Annotated in this window: 14 protein-coding genes and 1 tRNA gene; 5 read left to right on the top strand and 10 right to left on the bottom strand. The window is 73.5% G+C overall.

Annotated elements, in window-relative coordinates:
* Positions 1 to 187: 187 nt before the first annotated feature.
* The gene (locus GD970_RS02295; protein WP_152200281.1) at positions 188 to 1,621 is read right to left on the bottom strand and encodes an aldehyde dehydrogenase family protein; all 1,434 of its coding nucleotides are present in this window, start codon (positions 1,619 to 1,621) and stop codon (positions 188 to 190) included.
* A 309-nt stretch (positions 1,622 to 1,930) separates the two neighbouring features.
* On the opposite strand from GD970_RS02295, the gene GD970_RS02290 reads away from it, so the two are divergent.
* Complete coding sequence (locus tag GD970_RS02290) at positions 1,931 to 2,359, top strand: hypothetical protein (protein ID WP_152200279.1); 429 nt, start codon at positions 1,931 to 1,933, stop codon at positions 2,357 to 2,359.
* Positions 2,360 to 2,394: 35 nt separating this feature from the next.
* Here GD970_RS02290 and GD970_RS02285 read toward each other — a convergent pair whose 3' ends face one another.
* From GD970_RS02285 to GD970_RS02255, 7 genes are all read right to left on the bottom strand, one after another.
* The gene (locus GD970_RS02285; RefSeq protein ID WP_152200277.1) at positions 2,395 to 3,819 is read right to left on the bottom strand and encodes an FAD-binding oxidoreductase; all 1,425 of its coding nucleotides are present in this window, start codon (positions 3,817 to 3,819) and stop codon (positions 2,395 to 2,397) included.
* Positions 3,820 to 4,249: 430 nt separating this feature from the next.
* A tRNA-Met gene (locus GD970_RS02280) sits at positions 4,250 to 4,323 on the bottom strand.
* Between the two features lie 144 nt (positions 4,324 to 4,467).
* Positions 4,468 to 4,866: a GlcG/HbpS family heme-binding protein gene (locus tag GD970_RS02275; protein WP_152200275.1), complete on the bottom strand. Its 399-nt coding sequence runs from the start codon at positions 4,864 to 4,866 to the stop codon at positions 4,468 to 4,470.
* Between the two features lie 105 nt (positions 4,867 to 4,971).
* Positions 4,972 to 5,343 (bottom strand): VOC family protein, encoded by a 372-nt coding sequence (locus GD970_RS02270; protein ID WP_152200272.1) that lies wholly within the window; start codon positions 5,341 to 5,343, stop codon positions 4,972 to 4,974.
* Positions 5,344 to 5,346: 3 nt separating this feature from the next.
* Positions 5,347 to 7,581 (bottom strand): LLM class flavin-dependent oxidoreductase, encoded by a 2,235-nt coding sequence (locus GD970_RS02265; protein ID WP_152200270.1) that lies wholly within the window; start codon positions 7,579 to 7,581, stop codon positions 5,347 to 5,349.
* 11 nt (positions 7,582 to 7,592) lie between these two features.
* Positions 7,593 to 8,495: an LLM class flavin-dependent oxidoreductase gene (locus GD970_RS02260; protein ID WP_152200268.1), complete on the bottom strand. Its 903-nt coding sequence runs from the start codon at positions 8,493 to 8,495 to the stop codon at positions 7,593 to 7,595.
* A 68-nt stretch (positions 8,496 to 8,563) separates the two neighbouring features.
* Positions 8,564 to 9,316 carry an NADPH-dependent F420 reductase gene (locus GD970_RS02255; RefSeq protein ID WP_226925089.1) on the bottom strand — a complete coding sequence of 251 codons (753 nt, stop codon included), beginning with the start codon at positions 9,314 to 9,316 and terminating at the stop codon, positions 8,564 to 8,566.
* Between the two features lie 150 nt (positions 9,317 to 9,466).
* On the opposite strand from GD970_RS02255, the gene GD970_RS02250 reads away from it, so the two are divergent.
* The 4 genes from GD970_RS02250 to GD970_RS02235 all read left to right on the top strand — a co-directional run bounded on the left by GD970_RS02250 (position 9,467) and on the right by GD970_RS02235 (position 12,253).
* A complete protein-coding gene (locus GD970_RS02250; protein ID WP_152200266.1) occupies positions 9,467 to 9,904 on the top strand; it encodes an ATP-binding protein in 438 nt (145 codons plus the stop codon).
* 131 nt (positions 9,905 to 10,035) lie between these two features.
* Positions 10,036 to 11,526, top strand: coding sequence for an MFS transporter (locus tag GD970_RS02245; protein ID WP_152200263.1), 1,491 nt, complete (start codon positions 10,036 to 10,038; stop codon positions 11,524 to 11,526).
* A 9-nt stretch (positions 11,527 to 11,535) separates the two neighbouring features.
* Complete coding sequence (locus GD970_RS02240) at positions 11,536 to 11,841, top strand: YciI family protein (RefSeq protein ID WP_152200261.1); 306 nt, start codon at positions 11,536 to 11,538, stop codon at positions 11,839 to 11,841.
* Positions 11,842 to 11,899: 58 nt separating this feature from the next.
* A complete protein-coding gene (locus GD970_RS02235) occupies positions 11,900 to 12,253 on the top strand; it encodes a VOC family protein (RefSeq protein ID WP_152200259.1) in 354 nt (117 codons plus the stop codon).
* 41 nt (positions 12,254 to 12,294) lie between these two features.
* Here the strand turns inward: GD970_RS02235 and GD970_RS02230 are convergent, their stop codons facing one another.
* A complete protein-coding gene (locus GD970_RS02230) occupies positions 12,295 to 13,092 on the bottom strand; it encodes an IclR family transcriptional regulator domain-containing protein (protein WP_211489676.1) in 798 nt (265 codons plus the stop codon).
* Between the two features lie 25 nt (positions 13,093 to 13,117).
* Positions 13,118 to 14,056, bottom strand: coding sequence for an ABC transporter substrate-binding protein (locus GD970_RS02225; RefSeq protein ID WP_170297172.1), 939 nt, complete (start codon positions 14,054 to 14,056; stop codon positions 13,118 to 13,120).
* Positions 14,057 to 14,063 lie beyond the last annotated feature (7 nt).

Genomic DNA, 14,063 nt, shown 5'->3' with positions numbered 1-14,063 from the left:
TGCGAGGGGGTGTGGCGTGGCCGGCCCGGGCGTGAGGTCCGGCCTGGCGGTTCTCGAGGGAGGGGAACCGGGGGTGGGGCTGGTGGCGCAGCCGTGCACGACGGCGGACGCGCGCCGCCGCGCCGACGGCGCGTGGGCGCTGCCTGCCGGGCGTCCCGCGGGACGCCCGGCAGGCGGGTGACGGGGCCTAGTAGCTGATGACCTGGGGGGCGCCGAGGTGCTTGAGGCCCTCGACGCCGAACTCGAGGCCGTAGCCGGACTGCTTGGCGCCGCCGAAGGGCACGCGCGGGTCGACGGCGCCGTGCTTGTTGATCCACACGGTGCCGGCCTGGATGCGGGCGGCGACGGCGCGGGCCTGGTCGAGGTCGGTGCCCCAGACGGAGGCGCCGAGGCCGACGTCGAGAGCGTTGGCCATCGCGATCGCCTCCTCGACGGTGGAGTACTTCACGATCGGCAGGGCCGGGCCGAACTGCTCGGTGGCCACCAGCGGGTTGTCGTTGTCGATGTCGGCCACCAGGGTGGTGGGGTAGAAGTAGCCGGGCTGGTCGGGGTCGGGGTCGCCGCCGAGCAGGATGCGGGCGCCGGCGTCCTTCGCGGCCTGGACGAGGTTCGCGACGATGTCGAACTGGGCCTTGTTCTGCAGCGGGCCGAGCACGTTGGTCTCCTCCAGGCCCACACCCATCGGCATCTGGGCGGCGACCGCGGTGAGCGCCTGGCACACGGCGTCGTAGAGGTCCTCGTGGACGTACAGGCGCTTGAGGGCCGCGCAGGTCTGCCCGGTGTTGATGAACGCCCCCCAGAACAGGTCCTGGGCGATGGCCGCCGGGTCGGCGTCGGGCAGGACGATGCCGGCGTCGTTGCCGCCGAGCTCGAGGGTCAGCCGCTTCACGGTGTCCGCGGAGGAGCGGATGATCGCCTTGCCGGTGGCGGTGGAGCCGGTGAACATGATCTTGTCCACGCCCGGGTGGGCGGCGAGCCCCTCGCCCACCTCGCGCCCGCCGGAGACGACGCGCAAGACGCCCTCGGGCAGCACCTCGTTGAGCACGTGGGCGAGCGCGAGCACGCTCAGCGGGGTGTACTCCGAGGGCTTCATCACCACGGTGTTGCCCATGCGCAGGGCCGGGGCGAGCTGCCAGACGCTGATCATCATCGGCCAGTTCCACGGCCCGATCGCGCCGACGACGCCGAGGGGCCGGTAGTGCAGCTCGGCGCGGCCGCCGTCGTCGTCGACGAGGACCTCCGGCTCGAGCTCGAAGGCGGCGGTGGCGCGCAGCCAGGCCGCGCACGCGCCGACCTCGAAGCGGGCGTTGGGGCCGTTGAGCGGCTTGCCCTGCTCGCGGGAGAGCAGCTCGGCGAGGGCCTCGGCGGATGCCTCGACGGCGTCCGCGGCGCGGTTGAGGTACTCCGAGCGCCGCTCGTGCCCGAGCGCGGCCCACTCGGACTGGGCGGCGCGGGCGGCCGCGACCGCGGCGTCGAGGTCGGCGGCGGTGTGCTCCGGCGCCCGGCCCACGACCTCCCCGGTGGCCGGGTCGGTGATCTCCCGGCCGCCCTCGGCCGGGACGACGGAGGCGAGCAGGTCGGCGTACGACAGCGTCGCGGTGGTCTGACTCTGGATGGTCATGGGTTCTCTTTCCGGCGCGGTAGGGGTCGAAGGATCAGGAGGGTCCCCGCGGCCCGGTAGGCGCTGGCAACTGTCGCGAGCTGGTCGTGCCGGGCCAGCTCGGCCGTGGCTCACGTCGCCACGTGTCGCAGCCACACTGCCGGGTCGTAGCGCCAACCATGACCGAGACCGAGGCGGGCGGTCTTGTCCGCCAGTGCCGTGTGCTTGTCTGTGAGCGCAGGCACACCTCGCGTCGGCGTGCGCCCACCGTCAAGGACGGCGCACCCATCGGCAAGACCCGCGGGCGACGGGGCGTGTTGGGTGGCCGTCATGGTCCTCTGGAGGCTGGGGTGCCGGGCGGTGGCGCTGGGCAGCGCGCTCGCCGTCGTCGCCCACATCGGGATGGCCGTCACGATGCGGCACGACGGGCTCCTGGCGCCGGCGATGGTGGCCATGGCGCTGATGTGCCTCCCCTGCACCGTGGCGCTCTGGCGCGGGGGCCAGGCGGGCGCGCTCCGGATGCTCATCGGCGCATCGGCCGCCATGGCGCTCGTCCACCTGGCGCTCGTGACGGGGCTGCCGGGCCACGCCCACGGCGGGCACCGCCACGCGGCTCCGGTGGCCGCGGACCTCCACCCCGAGGCAGGATCCGGTGCCATGTCGATGCTGCTGCTCATCGCCCTGGAGCTCTGCGTCGCCTACGCCGCGGCGCACCTGCTCCGGTCGCTGCGCGTGCGGCCCGGCCTGGCCCGTCCCTGAGGCCAGGGGCGGGCTCCGCCGTCAGCACCTCGCCGTCAGGAAGGGGCGTGCCGGCGGCGCCCGTCGCCGTCGGGGAAGACCTTGCCGGGGTTGAGCAGCCCGGCGGGGTCGAAGACGGCCTTGATCTGGCGCTGCAGGTCGAGCTGGTCCTCGCCGAGCTCGTCGCCGAGCCAGCGGCGCTTGAGCAGCCCGATGCCGTGCTCGCCGGAGAGGGTGCCGCCGAGCTCGAGCGCGTACCGGAACACCTCCCCGGCCGCCTGCCAGATCTCGTCCGGGACCGTCTCGCCCCGGAAGGCGAAGGTGGGGTGCAGGTTGCCGTCGCCGGCGTGACAGGCGGTGGGGATGATGACGCCGTAGCGCTCCTCCAGGCCCCGCACGTGGGCGAACATGTCGCTCATCCGGTCCAGCGGGACGGCGACGTCCTCCACGAGCAGCGTCCCCAGGCTCTCGATGGCCGGGAAGGCCTGCCGGCGCAGGTCCATCCAGCGGGCGCTCTCCACGGGATCGGTGGTCAGCTCCGCGTCCCCGCCCGCGACCATGACGAGGTCGTGCACGGCGTCGGCCTCGGTGAGCGCCCCCGCGCCGTCGACCTGCACCACCAGCAGGGCGTCGCCGCGCGCGAGGAGGTCCTGGCCGGTGTAGCGGCCCACGCACTCCAGCGTGCGGCGGTCCATCAGCTCCATCACGGCCGGCGTCCAGCCGGCGGTGACCACGGCGGAGGCGGCCGCCGCGGCCTGCTCGACGGAGGGGAAGAACGCGCCGATCGTCGCGACCGGGCCGCGCACGATCGGGCGCAGCCGGAGCGCGCACTCGACGATGACCCCGAGCGTGCCCTCCCAGCCGATCATCAGCGCGCACAGGTCCAGGCCGGTGACCCCCTTGACGGTGTCGTGGCCGACCTTGATCAGGCGGCCGTCGGCCAGGACGACCTTGAGCGAGAGGACCGACTCCCGGGTGACCCCGTACTTCGCGCACAGCAGGCCGCCGGCGTTCGTGGCGATGTTGCCGCCCACGGTGGAGATCTCCCGGCTGGCCGGGTCGGGCGCCCACCACAGGCCGTGCTCCGCCAGCCGGGTGTTGAGCTCGGCGTTGAGGATGCCCGGCTCGACCACCGCCAGGCGGTTCTGCGGGGACACGCGCAGGAGCCGGTCCATGGCGCGGGTGGACAGCACGATCTCGCCGGGGCCGGCGATGCCACCGCCGGCCAGGCCGGTCCCCGCGCCGCGCGTCACCACCGGTACGCCGTGGGCGCTGGCGATCCGGCAAGTCTCCTGGACGTCCTCCACCGACGACGCCTCGACGACGGCGAGCGGCAGGCCCTCGCTGACCTGACCGGACCGGTCACGCCGGTACTGCTCCAGCACCGCCGCCGCGGTCTGCACCCGCCCCGGCAGCCCGGCGAGCAGCGCGGAGACGACGGTCGCGGCGTCCGTGCTCTCGGTGTCCAGGGTCCTTGTCATCGCGGGCGACCTCCTCGTCGTTCGTGCGGCCCGCGGTGCGGAGGGCGCGGGCCTCGCACCGTCTCGTGCTCCGGCCCAGACGGTGCCACGACGGATGATGACGGCAGACCGGTGACTCTCAGGGTGAGACGGCCCTCTGCGCCGGAACGCCGACGCCGGGCCACGACGCACCGGGCAGGACATCTTCGCCCGCGGCGTCTCGCGCAAGGGCAGCCCGGGGGCGGGCATCGGGCTCGCCGTCACCCGTGACCTCGCCCAGAGCCTCGGGGGCGGCTCACCCTCGGCCCGGAGAGGCACACCACCTTCACGCTGCGGCTGCCGAAGCGGGCCTGAGCGGCCACGTCGCATCCAACGCGACACCGACGAGCGGGCCCCGGAGACCACGAGAGCCCCGGACCCATCGGGTCCGGGGCTCTCGTTCACTGCTTTGTAGCGGGGGCAGGATTTGAACCTGCGACCTCCGGGTTATGAGCCCGGCGAGCTACCGAGCTGCTCCACCCCGCGTCGGCTTCTCCAGGTTACGGCATGGACGCGGCGAACGGGCGGTCGAGGCCCGAGCCGTTCGTCACACTCGGCCGGCATCGGGCGACCACCACTCAGGTCAGGGCTGATACATGCAGCGCTGTCCGGGGCTGGTGGGGAGCGCGGCTACAGCGCTCGGACCCCGGCGCTCGCCACGGCGTGGTCGTTCTCCACGGTGCTTCCGCTGACGCCGATCGCCCCGACCACCTCACCGTCGACCTCCAGCGGCAGACCGCCCGGGAAGGTGATGAGCCCGCCGTTGGAGACCTCGATGTTGAACAGCGAGCCACCCGGCTGCGAGAGCTGGCCGAGGTCGCCGGTCGGCATGTCGAAGAACCGGGCGGTGCGGGCCTTCCTGATGGCGATGTCGATGCTGCCGAGCCAGGCGCCGTCCATCCGGCCGAACGCCTTGAGGTTCGTGCCGGCGTCGACCACGGCCACGTTCATGGCCGTCCCCCGCTCGCGCGCGTCCGCGAGCGCCGCCTCGACGACACGCTGCGCCTGCTCCAGGGTGATGTCGGCCATGAGCCACCTTCCCTTCGCCGTCGACGGGTCAGCAGCAGCCCGGCGGGCTGCGCTGCCGGCCACCTGCAGGCTGGCAGGACGCTGCCCGCTCGACAACCCCCAGTGCTACCGGCTCTGCTGCAGCACCCAGCCGTTGCCGTCCGGGTCGTCGAAGGTGGCCCACCGGCCCCAGGGCGCGTCGGTCAGCGGGTCGAGGAACTCCACGCCCCGCTCGTGCAGCTCGGCGACGGCGCGGTCGACGTCGTCGGTGGCCAGCACTAGCCCCTTGAGGCTGCCGGGCGGCATGGTGGGGAACCAGGTCACGAGCGTGAGCGAGGTCGCGGCCCCGGGCGGGGCGACCTCGACCCAGCGCTGGCCGGGCCCCATGGGGTTGTCCCGGCGCAGCTCGAAGCCGAGGGTGTCGACGTAGAACGCCTTGGCCCGGTCCTGGTCGCTGACCGGGACGGAGACAACCTGCAGGTGCGTGATGAGGGCCATGCGTCAGGGTACCGGCGCCGCCTCGGCCGCGATGGCGAGGTTGTCCCGGAACACGTTGCCCGGGTCGTACCGCCGCTTGACCTCCCGCAGCCGCTCCAGCGTGCGGGGCGGGTACGCCTCGAGCACCCGCTCGGGGCGCCGGTCGGTCTCGAAGCTGACATAGATCCCGGAGAAGTGGCGCTGCATGCCGTCCCAGATCGCATCGAGCCGGTCCCGGTCGGCCCCGAACGCGACGACGGAGAAGTTGGCCGACCGGTGCGCGAACGCCGTCGCGTCGGGATCGACGTCGCCGATGGCCCCGCCCATGGCCCGGATCTGGAAGAAGTAGGACTCCCCGCTGCGCAGGAGCCGCGCGGCATCGGCGGCGAAGTCCGCGGTGACGTGCTCGAGCAGGCCCGAGCGGGTCACCGGCTCCCCCTGGCCCGCGTGCAGCGCCTCGGGCGGGCTGACCACCGCGGCGTAGGGCACCAGCTGGACCTGCTGGCCGACCAGCGGGGCGAGGGCGGCGAAGGGCTGGAGCCGGGCGAGGATGGTGTCGGGGTCGTCGGAGTCGACCACCGTCATGGTCTGGGCGAGCAGCCGGCCGCCGCGCGGAGCGCCCATGATGAGGAAGCTCGTGACGTCGCGCGGGGCGGCCTCGACGGCGGCGCCCCACCGCGCGAGGAACCCCGCGGTGTCGGTCGCGTCGAAGACCAGCTGGGCGAAGCCGACGTCGCCGACCGCGTCGGCCTCGAACTCGACGGCGGTGACGACGCCGACGGCGAAGCCGGCGCCGCGCACGGCCCAGAACAGGTCCGGGTGCTCGGTCGCGCTGGCCCGCACGAGGGACCCGTCGGCGAGGACCACCTCGGCGGCGCGCACGTGGTCGATGGTCAGCCCGTGCTCGCGGCCGAGGAACCCGATGCCGCCGGCGGTGGCCAGGCCGCCGACGCCCACGCCGCCGTAGTCGCCGGAGCTGATGGCCCAGCCGTGCGGGCGCAGCGCCGCCGCGACCTCGCCCCAGCGGGCGCCGGCCTCCACGCGCACGAGCCGGGCGCCGGCGTCGACGACGTCGATCGCGTCCATGCGGGAGAGGTCGATGACGATGCCGCCGTCGTTGGTGGAGCGGCCGCTGATGCCGTGCCCGCCGCTGCGCACCGACAGCGGCACGGGCTGGGTGCGGGCGAACGCCAGCGCCGCCGCGACCTCCTGCGGAGTGCGGACCTGGAGCACCAGGCCCGGGGCGCCGGCGCGCATGTAGCCCGAGCGGACGGTGGGGTAGCGGGCATCACCCGGCTCGACGGCCGCCTCCCGCAGCGCCGCGGGCAGGTCGTCGTAGGCGATGCCCGGGCGGCGCCGGGCGCGCACGAGGGCGCTGGGCACGGTGCCCACCCGCACGCCGCGGGCGGCGCGCTCGGCGGCGACCGCCTCGCGCAGGGCCGGGGCGACCTCGGCGGCGAAGAGCTCCAGGGCGGCGGGGTCGTCCGTGGCGAGCAGGATCGTGCCGGCGCCGTCGTCGAGGACCAGCGGCAGCAGCTCCTCCACCCATCGGGCGGCCGGGCCCGCGAGCCCCTCGCCGGAGATCGTGAGGAGCCGGCGGATCTCGCGCGGGTCGCGCCCGGCCGCCGCGGCGGTCTCGTCGACGACCCGGTTGCCGCGGCGCAGGGTCCGCACCGCGTCGGCGCCGGGCGGCACGAGCCAGCCGTCGGCGGTGCGCCCGACCAGGCGGAGCAGCCGGTGGGCGTCGCCGCCGACCCAGACGGGGATGTGGTGCGCGGGTGCCGGACCGCGCTCGGCGCCGGCCACCTGGTAGTGCTCGCCGCCCAGGGTCAGCGGCGGATCCCCGGCGGCCCAGATGCCGCGCACGACGGCGATGGCCTCGCGCAGCGCGTCGACCGACTCCCCCGGGTCCAGCTCGGGCGCGCCGGCGGCCGCCCGCGACTCGGGCGTGCCGGTGCCCAGGCCGAGGTCGAGACGGCCGCCCGAGAGCAGGTCGAGGCTGGCCGCCGCGCGGCCGACCACCGCAGCGGGCCGCGCGGGCACGTCGAGGGCGGTCGGCGCGAGGTGGATGCGCTCGGTCGCCGCGGCCACCCAGCTCAGGAGGGTCCAGGCGTCGTGCTGCGGCTGGTCCGGGTGGTCGGGGACGGTCACGAGGTCGAGCCCGAGCGCCTCGGCCCGACGGGCGAGGGCGACGGCGCCCGCGGCGTCGGTGGTCGGGGCGAGGGTGACGCCGAGGTGCAGCGGGTGGCCGTAGTCCATGGACGCCGCCCTCAGCGGGCCGCGGCGGCGCGCTCGGCGGCGACGAGCTCGCGCACCGCGGGCGCGACCTCCTGGCCGAACACCTCGACCACTCCGGGGTCGTCGCCCATGAGGATGAACCCGCTGACGCCGTGCTCGAGGGTGAGCGCGGCCAGCGGCTCGACCCACTGCGCCGGCGCGCCGGCCAACAGCCGGTGGCCGTCCTTGGTGGTCCCGCCGACGTTGAGGAGCCGGCGCACCGCGCGCGGGTCGCGCCCGGCGGCCGCGGCGGCGTCGTCGATGACGGCGTTGCCGCGGGCGAGGTCCTGCAGGCCGGCGAGGTAGGGCAGCGAGGGGAGCCACCCGTCGGCCTTGGCGCCGGTCAGGCGCAGCATGCGGGGCTTGTAGGCGCCGAGCCAGATGCCGATGTCGTGGGCGGGGGCCGGGCCGCGCTTGGCGCCGTCGACCCGGTAGTACGTCCCGTCGAGGACGAGGCGGTCGCGGGTGCTGGTGTCCCAGATGCCGCGGATGACGTCGATGGCCTCGCTCAGGGCGTCGACGCTCTGCCCCGGCGTGAGCCGCCGCCCGCCCATCGCGGCGATGGCGTCCCAGAAGCCGCCGGCCCCGAGGCCGAGCTCCAGGCGCCCGCCGCTGAGCCGGTCGAGGCTCGCGGCGGCGCGGGCGAGTACGGCCGGCGGGCGCAGCGGGAGGTTGAGGACGTTGCCGGCCAGGCGGATGCGCTCGGTGCGCGCCGCGACGTAGCCGAGCAGGGTCCAGGTGTCGAGGAACGCGGGCTGGTAGGGGTGGTCCTGGAAGGTGACCAGGTCCAGGCCCGCCCGCTCGCTGAGCTGGGCCAGCTCGACTGCCCGCTGCGGCGCGGCGTTGGTCGGGGTGATGAACGACCCGAAGAGCAGGTCGTGCCCGTAGTCCGTCATGGGGTCCTCGCTGTCAGGGGTGGTGGGGTGCCGGGTCAGCCGGCGCCCGAGGTCAGGGATGCCGCGGGTCAGGCGGTGGCGGGCGCCGCGGCCAGCGCGAGCAGCCGCTCGAGGGCTGGCCGGTCGTGCCGGCCTGCGAAGATCTCCGTGCCCGGCTCGAGCGCGGCGCCGGCGGCGAGCGGCCCGGCGTCGACGGCGTCGTAGCCAAGCTTCTCGACGAGGTCGCCGACGACGGCGCGGGCCCCCTCGTCATCTCCGGCCACGGCGAGGGCGCGGCGGCCGGGAGCTCCGGCGGGGGCGCCGTGGGTCTCGAGCTCGTGGTAGCCGATGTGGTTGAGCGTCTTGACGACGCGTGCGCCGGGCAGGAAGGCCTGGACCATCTCCGAGGACGACGGCGCGGCCTCCAGGTCCGGGAGGGGCCCGTCGGTCTCGGGCCAGTAGTTCATGGCGTCGACGACGACCTTGCCGGCGAGGGCGGCCGGGTCGAGGGTGGCGTACTTGCGCAGCGGGACGGAGAGGACGACGACGTCGGCCTGCCGGGCGGCGTCGGCGGCGTGGACCGCCACGGCGCCGGATGCCATGACCTCGACGATGAGCCCGATCGCGGCCGGCTCCCCGGAGGCGGCGACGAGCACCCGGTATCCGGCGCGCAGGGCCTGCCGGGCGAGGGCGGTGCCGACCCGGCCGGCGCCGAGAATGCCGATGGTGCTGACGGGGCGCGGGCGGTCGTCCTCCTCCGCGTCGCCGACCGGGCGCACGCCGACGCGATCCCCCGCACCCAGCTCCTGCCGCACCTCGTGCCCTTCCACGCCGACCCTCACGCCGGCCCTCCTCTCCCGCACCCAGGCGGAGACGTTTTCCGGACAGCAGAGACAACAACACCGGTGCGGGGCTTGATTCCCCACCGCCCGGGCGTGCGGTTGCGGCGCCGCGGAACGCCGGAGAACATGGCGATCCACCGAAGGAGTCAGATGACCGCAAGCCTGAGTTCCCCGTCCACGTACCCGCCTGAGGAGTTCGAGCGGCTGGCACGCTGGGTCCTCGACGGCCCCAAGCAGCTGGCGGGCCTGCGCGCGGGCCTGACCGACCGCCTCCGCGAGGCGGGGGCGCCGTACTCGGGCGGGCTCACCGGTGTCGCGGACCAGATGGTCCTGGTCGCCTCCGAGCTGGCCACCAACGCGCTGGTGCACGGCCTGCCGCCGACGCTCGTCGACCTCATGGCCACGGACGCGGAGTTCCTCCTCGACGTCGTCGACCATGCCCCCGACGACACCCCCGAGCTGGCCGAGGGACGACCCCTGGGCGAGGGCGGCCTGGGCCTGCAGATCGCGACCCGCATGGCGATGGACGTCGGCTGGTTCACCGAGGGAGTGGGCAAGCACGTGTGGGCGCGGTTCCCCCGCGGCTGACCACCGGCGGCACCGCCACCGGGATCGACCCGTCACCCTGTGGAGGGGCGGGCCGCCGCGGGCGTAATGTCCGAGTCTCTGGCCGCCGCCGTGCCGGCGGCCGCGACCCGCTACCAGCACCGGACTGACCCATGACTGCACCGACGGCGACCGGCGACGACGTCGGCTTCCGCTCCGAGCGGGGCCCGATCCTCATCGCGCTCATGCTCACCACCGGCCTCATCGCCATCGACTCGACGGTGGTGGCCACGGCGGTGCCCTCGATCGTGGCGGACATCGGGGGGTTCACGTCCTTTCCGTGGCTGTTCACCAGCTATCTGCTCGCGCAGGCCGTCACGGTGCCCGTCTACGCCAAGCTGGCCGACATGGTCGGGCGCAAGCCGATCATGTTCGTCGGGATCGGGCTGTTCCTCCTCGGGTCGATCCTGTGCGGGGCCGCGTGGAGCATGCCGGCGCTCATCGTGTCCCGGCTCGTGCAGGGGCTCGGGGCCGGCGCCGTGCAGCCGATGGCGATGACCATCGCGGGCGACATCTACACCGTCGTCGAGCGCGCCAAGGCCCAGGGGTACCTGGCCAGCGTGTGGGCGATCTCCGCCGTCGTCGGCCCCACGCTGGGCGGGGCGTTCTCCTCCCTGGGGCTGTGGCGCGGGATCTTCTTCATCAACGTGCCGCTGTGCCTGCTGGCGATGTGGATGCTGGGCCGGTCCTTCCACGAGAAGCTCGACCGGGTCCGCCACCGCATCGACTACCTCGGCTCCACGCTGCTCACCGTCGGGCTGAGCCTGCTCATGCTCGGCGTGCTCGAGGGCGGGCAGGGCTGGGCCTGGGCCTCGGTCCCCGGCATCGGCACCTTCGCCCTCGGCGGCCTCCTGCTTGTCGCGTTCGCCGTCGTCGAGCACCGCGCGTCCGAGCCGGTGCTGCCCGGGTGGGTCTTCTCGCGCCGCCTGGTCCTCACCACGGCGCTCATCGCGTTCGGCGTGGGCGCGATCCTGCTCGGCCTGACCTCCTACGTCCCCACGTTCCTCCAGGGGGTGCTGGAGACGACGCCGATCGTCGCCGGGCTGGCGCTGGCCACGCTGACCCTCGGCTGGCCGCTGGCGGCGTCGCAGTCCGGGCGGGTGTACCTGCGCATCGGGTTCCGTGCGACGGTCCTCATCGGGGTCGTCGTCGTCATCGCCGGGACGGCGCTGCTCGCCGCGGTCGTCGCGTACCGCGCCAACGTGCCCCTGGTGGCCACCGCCTGCTTCGTCATCGGGCTCGGGCTCGGCTTCGTGGCCACGCCGAGCCTCGTGGCCGCCCAGTCGAGCGTGGAGTGGCGCGAGCGCGGCGTGGTCACCGGGACGAACATGTTCGCCCGCTCGATCGGCAGTGCGCTCGGCGTCGCCGTCTACGGCGCGGTGGCCAACCACATCTACTCCGCGGTCGGCAACCACGGCGCGACGGCGATCGGCGCGGCCTCCACGGCCGTCTTCACCGCCGTCCTCGTCACGGCGGTCCTGACGGCGGTGGCGGTCCTCGCCATGCCCGCCACGCGGCACCGCGCGCCGACGACGACGGAGCCGCAGGATGCAGAGCCGGCGACCCGCGCCGAGGACGCCTCGGCGGACGACGCCCGCGGTTAGGCTCCGGTCATGAGCGAGTGGATCTACTTCGTCCACTCCCCGCGCGAGAACTTCGCCGCCACCATGACGGACGAGGAGCGCCGGGTGTGGGGCGAGCACGCAGCCCTGCTGCAGCGCCGCCTCGAGGACGGCAGCCTCATCCTCGCCGGCCCCACCCTCGGCCCGGTCAACACCGGCATCTGCGTCTTCGAGGCACCCGACGAGGACGCCGCCCGGCAGTACATGGCGGAGGACCCGACGATTGCCTCGGGCATCGCCCGCGGCGAGCTGCGGCCGTTCAGCGCCGCATTCGTCCGGGCGGCCCGGCCTGCCTGAGACCGCCCGGCACGGCTTTCGGGCGGAGAAAAGGGGTGCCTGGTGACATCGTGCCGCCATGCCCGCGCGCTTCGAGGACCTCGCTCTTGACGTCGTCGATCACCAGACTCTCGCCGACTGGTGGTGCCGCGCGATCGGGTATGTCCGCCATGACAGCACCACCGGAAAGAGTCGGCCACGGGAGTGGCCGGTGCCGATCGTCGACCCCGCCGGTGCTGGGCCGCTGATCTGGGTCAACCCCGTGCCCGAACCGAAGGCGGTGAAGAACCGCATGCACCTGGACGTCGTCGGAGACGTCGACGAGCTCGTGGCGCTGAGGGCATGTGTGCTCCGTCGACGCGACGACGAGATCGACTGGGACGTGCTCGCGGACCCGGAGGGCAACGAGTTCTGCGTCTTCGCCGAGGGTTAGCGCACTCGGCTCTGCAGTCCATGACGGCCCCTGGCTTACTCCTACAGCCCGCGTCCAAGGAGCGTCGCCTCGGCCCGCAAGACAGGTAAGAACCGGTCGACGAGGTCCTCGAGCGTTACCCGTGAGGTGAAGGCGCTGACGCTCATGGCAGCTCGTGTGGTGCCCATCGAATCGACGACCGGCACGGCCATGGTGCGCATCCCGACCTCGAGCTCCTCGTCGGTGATGCTGTAACCGTCCGTCCGAGCCTGCGCGATCCGGCTGAGGATCTGTTCCGGCTTCACGAGTGTGCGATCCGTCGTTCGCACGAGCGTCGTCTCCTCGACGAGCGTGCGCACCGCATCGTCATCGAGCGCTGCGAGAAGCACACGTCCAGTCGCCGAAGCGGCCAGCGGAAGGCGGGCACCGAGCCGCACGCCCGCGGAGACGATCCGCCGGACTTCAGCCCGAGCGACGAACACCACGACGTCGTCGTCTCGAACAGCAACGGAGACCGATTCATCGAGGGCATCTCGCGCGGCCGCCACCCTAGGGGCGGCCAGCGCGCTGAACTCAGACGTCTCGAAGTAAGATGCCCCGAGTCGCACGAGCCGGGGCGTCGGCCGGAAGTACTTCCCGTCGTGATGCAGGTAGCCGATCGCCTCGAGGGTGAGCAGACAGCGTCTCGCACTTGCCGGGCTGAGGTCAGCCCCACGGGCGGCATCTGCGACCGTCAGCCGCTCTGTTCCGGCACCAAAAAGCTCGAGGATCGCCAGCCCCTTCGCGAGACCGGCCATGCCTTCGGCCCGGCGGGGGGAGGTCTTCCCTACCCCCGCCGGGGCGCTCGTCTCGGTCACCACCGTCGGATTATCTCCCGGACGGGCTTCAGGGCTGATAAGTCATGCTGTCGAGGTCGAGGTCCTTCTCGAGCACTCCATGGGTGAGCATGAGGTCCTTGAGATCGGCCAGGGTCGCCAGATCGCTCGACGGCGTGAGGCTTGGCTCGGCGAGCCGCCCAGCAAGCTCGGGCGAGATCTCCGTGTATGTCGGGATGACCTCGGCGAGAACGCTCGGGTCCTCCTGCGCCCGGGCCATCGCCTCGTCGAGGACGCTGATGAACGTGTCGACCGTCTCCTGGTCAGAGCCCAGGTACTGCTCCGTGGTGACCCATCCTGCGACGGGAATGTCCTCGGTCGGCCCCTCGAAGGCGCCAACCAGGCGGCGCCCCTCGCCACCCGACTCGACGACCGTCAGGAACGGCTCCACAAGCCACGCGGCGTCGATGTGCCCGTCAAGCAGGGCTGCGCGCATGTCCGGCGGCGGCATTTCGACGAACGTGAGGTCTTCGGGCGCTATCCCGTAGGAGCTGAGGACGGCTCGCGCGGTCAGTTCTTGAATGTTCCCGAGGCTGTTGATCGCGATGGTCCGGCCGGCGAGATCCTCGGGTGCGGAGATGTCGGAGTCCTTCCGGACATAGATGCCCTGGGGCCCCGAGCGGTTGTTCTCCCGGATCGCCTTGAGGGGCAGACCTCGCTGCACGGCCTGCAGGACCGAGACGAAGTTGCTGTAGGTGATCTGGATGTCACCAGAAATCACGGAGGCGATCTGGGCGGCGCCACCGTTCGACGAAACGACCTCCACATCGAGCCCGGCGTCGTCGAACATCCCCTCCTCGAGCGCGAGATAGAACGGCGCGAGGTCCGCCAGGGGCATGGTGCCGACGGTGATCGACCGGGGCTCGTCGCCGGTCGCAGCCGCCGCATCGGTCGGCTCGCTGGAAGCACACGCCGCAACGCTCGACAGGAGTGCGCCGGTGGCCAGCATCGACGCC

Source organism: Georgenia thermotolerans, from assembly GCF_009193185.1.
In the GTDB taxonomy this organism is placed as follows: Bacteria; Actinomycetota; Actinomycetes; order Actinomycetales; family Actinomycetaceae; genus Georgenia; species Georgenia thermotolerans.
The sequence above is the reverse complement of the archived record's forward strand: the minus strand, read 5'-3'. Positions and strand labels throughout refer to the sequence as shown.

Bases quoted from the DNA above. Each gene is read 5' to 3' on its own strand.
- GD970_RS02295 (WP_152200281.1), bottom strand. From the start codon at position 1,621: ATGACCATCCAGAGTCAGACCACCGCGACGCTGTCGTACGCCGACCTG.
- GD970_RS02290 (WP_152200279.1), top strand. From the start codon at position 1,931: ATGGTCCTCTGGAGGCTGGGGTGCCGGGCGGTGGCGCTGGGCAGCGCG.
- GD970_RS02285 (WP_152200277.1), bottom strand. From the start codon at position 3,819: ATGACAAGGACCCTGGACACCGAGAGCACGGACGCCGCGACCGTCGTC.
- GD970_RS02275 (WP_152200275.1), bottom strand. From the start codon at position 4,866: ATGGCCGACATCACCCTGGAGCAGGCGCAGCGTGTCGTCGAGGCGGCG.
- GD970_RS02270 (WP_152200272.1), bottom strand. From the start codon at position 5,343: ATGGCCCTCATCACGCACCTGCAGGTTGTCTCCGTCCCGGTCAGCGAC.
- GD970_RS02265 (WP_152200270.1), bottom strand. From the start codon at position 7,581: ATGGACTACGGCCACCCGCTGCACCTCGGCGTCACCCTCGCCCCGACC.
- GD970_RS02260 (WP_152200268.1), bottom strand. From the start codon at position 8,495: ATGACGGACTACGGGCACGACCTGCTCTTCGGGTCGTTCATCACCCCG.
- GD970_RS02250 (WP_152200266.1), top strand. From the start codon at position 9,467: ATGACCGCAAGCCTGAGTTCCCCGTCCACGTACCCGCCTGAGGAGTTC.
- GD970_RS02245 (WP_152200263.1), top strand. From the start codon at position 10,036: ATGACTGCACCGACGGCGACCGGCGACGACGTCGGCTTCCGCTCCGAG.
- GD970_RS02240 (WP_152200261.1), top strand. From the start codon at position 11,536: ATGAGCGAGTGGATCTACTTCGTCCACTCCCCGCGCGAGAACTTCGCC.
- GD970_RS02235 (WP_152200259.1), top strand. From the start codon at position 11,900: ATGCCCGCGCGCTTCGAGGACCTCGCTCTTGACGTCGTCGATCACCAG.
- GD970_RS02225 (WP_170297172.1), bottom strand. From the start codon at position 14,056: ATGCTGGCCACCGGCGCACTCCTGTCGAGCGTTGCGGCGTGTGCTTCC.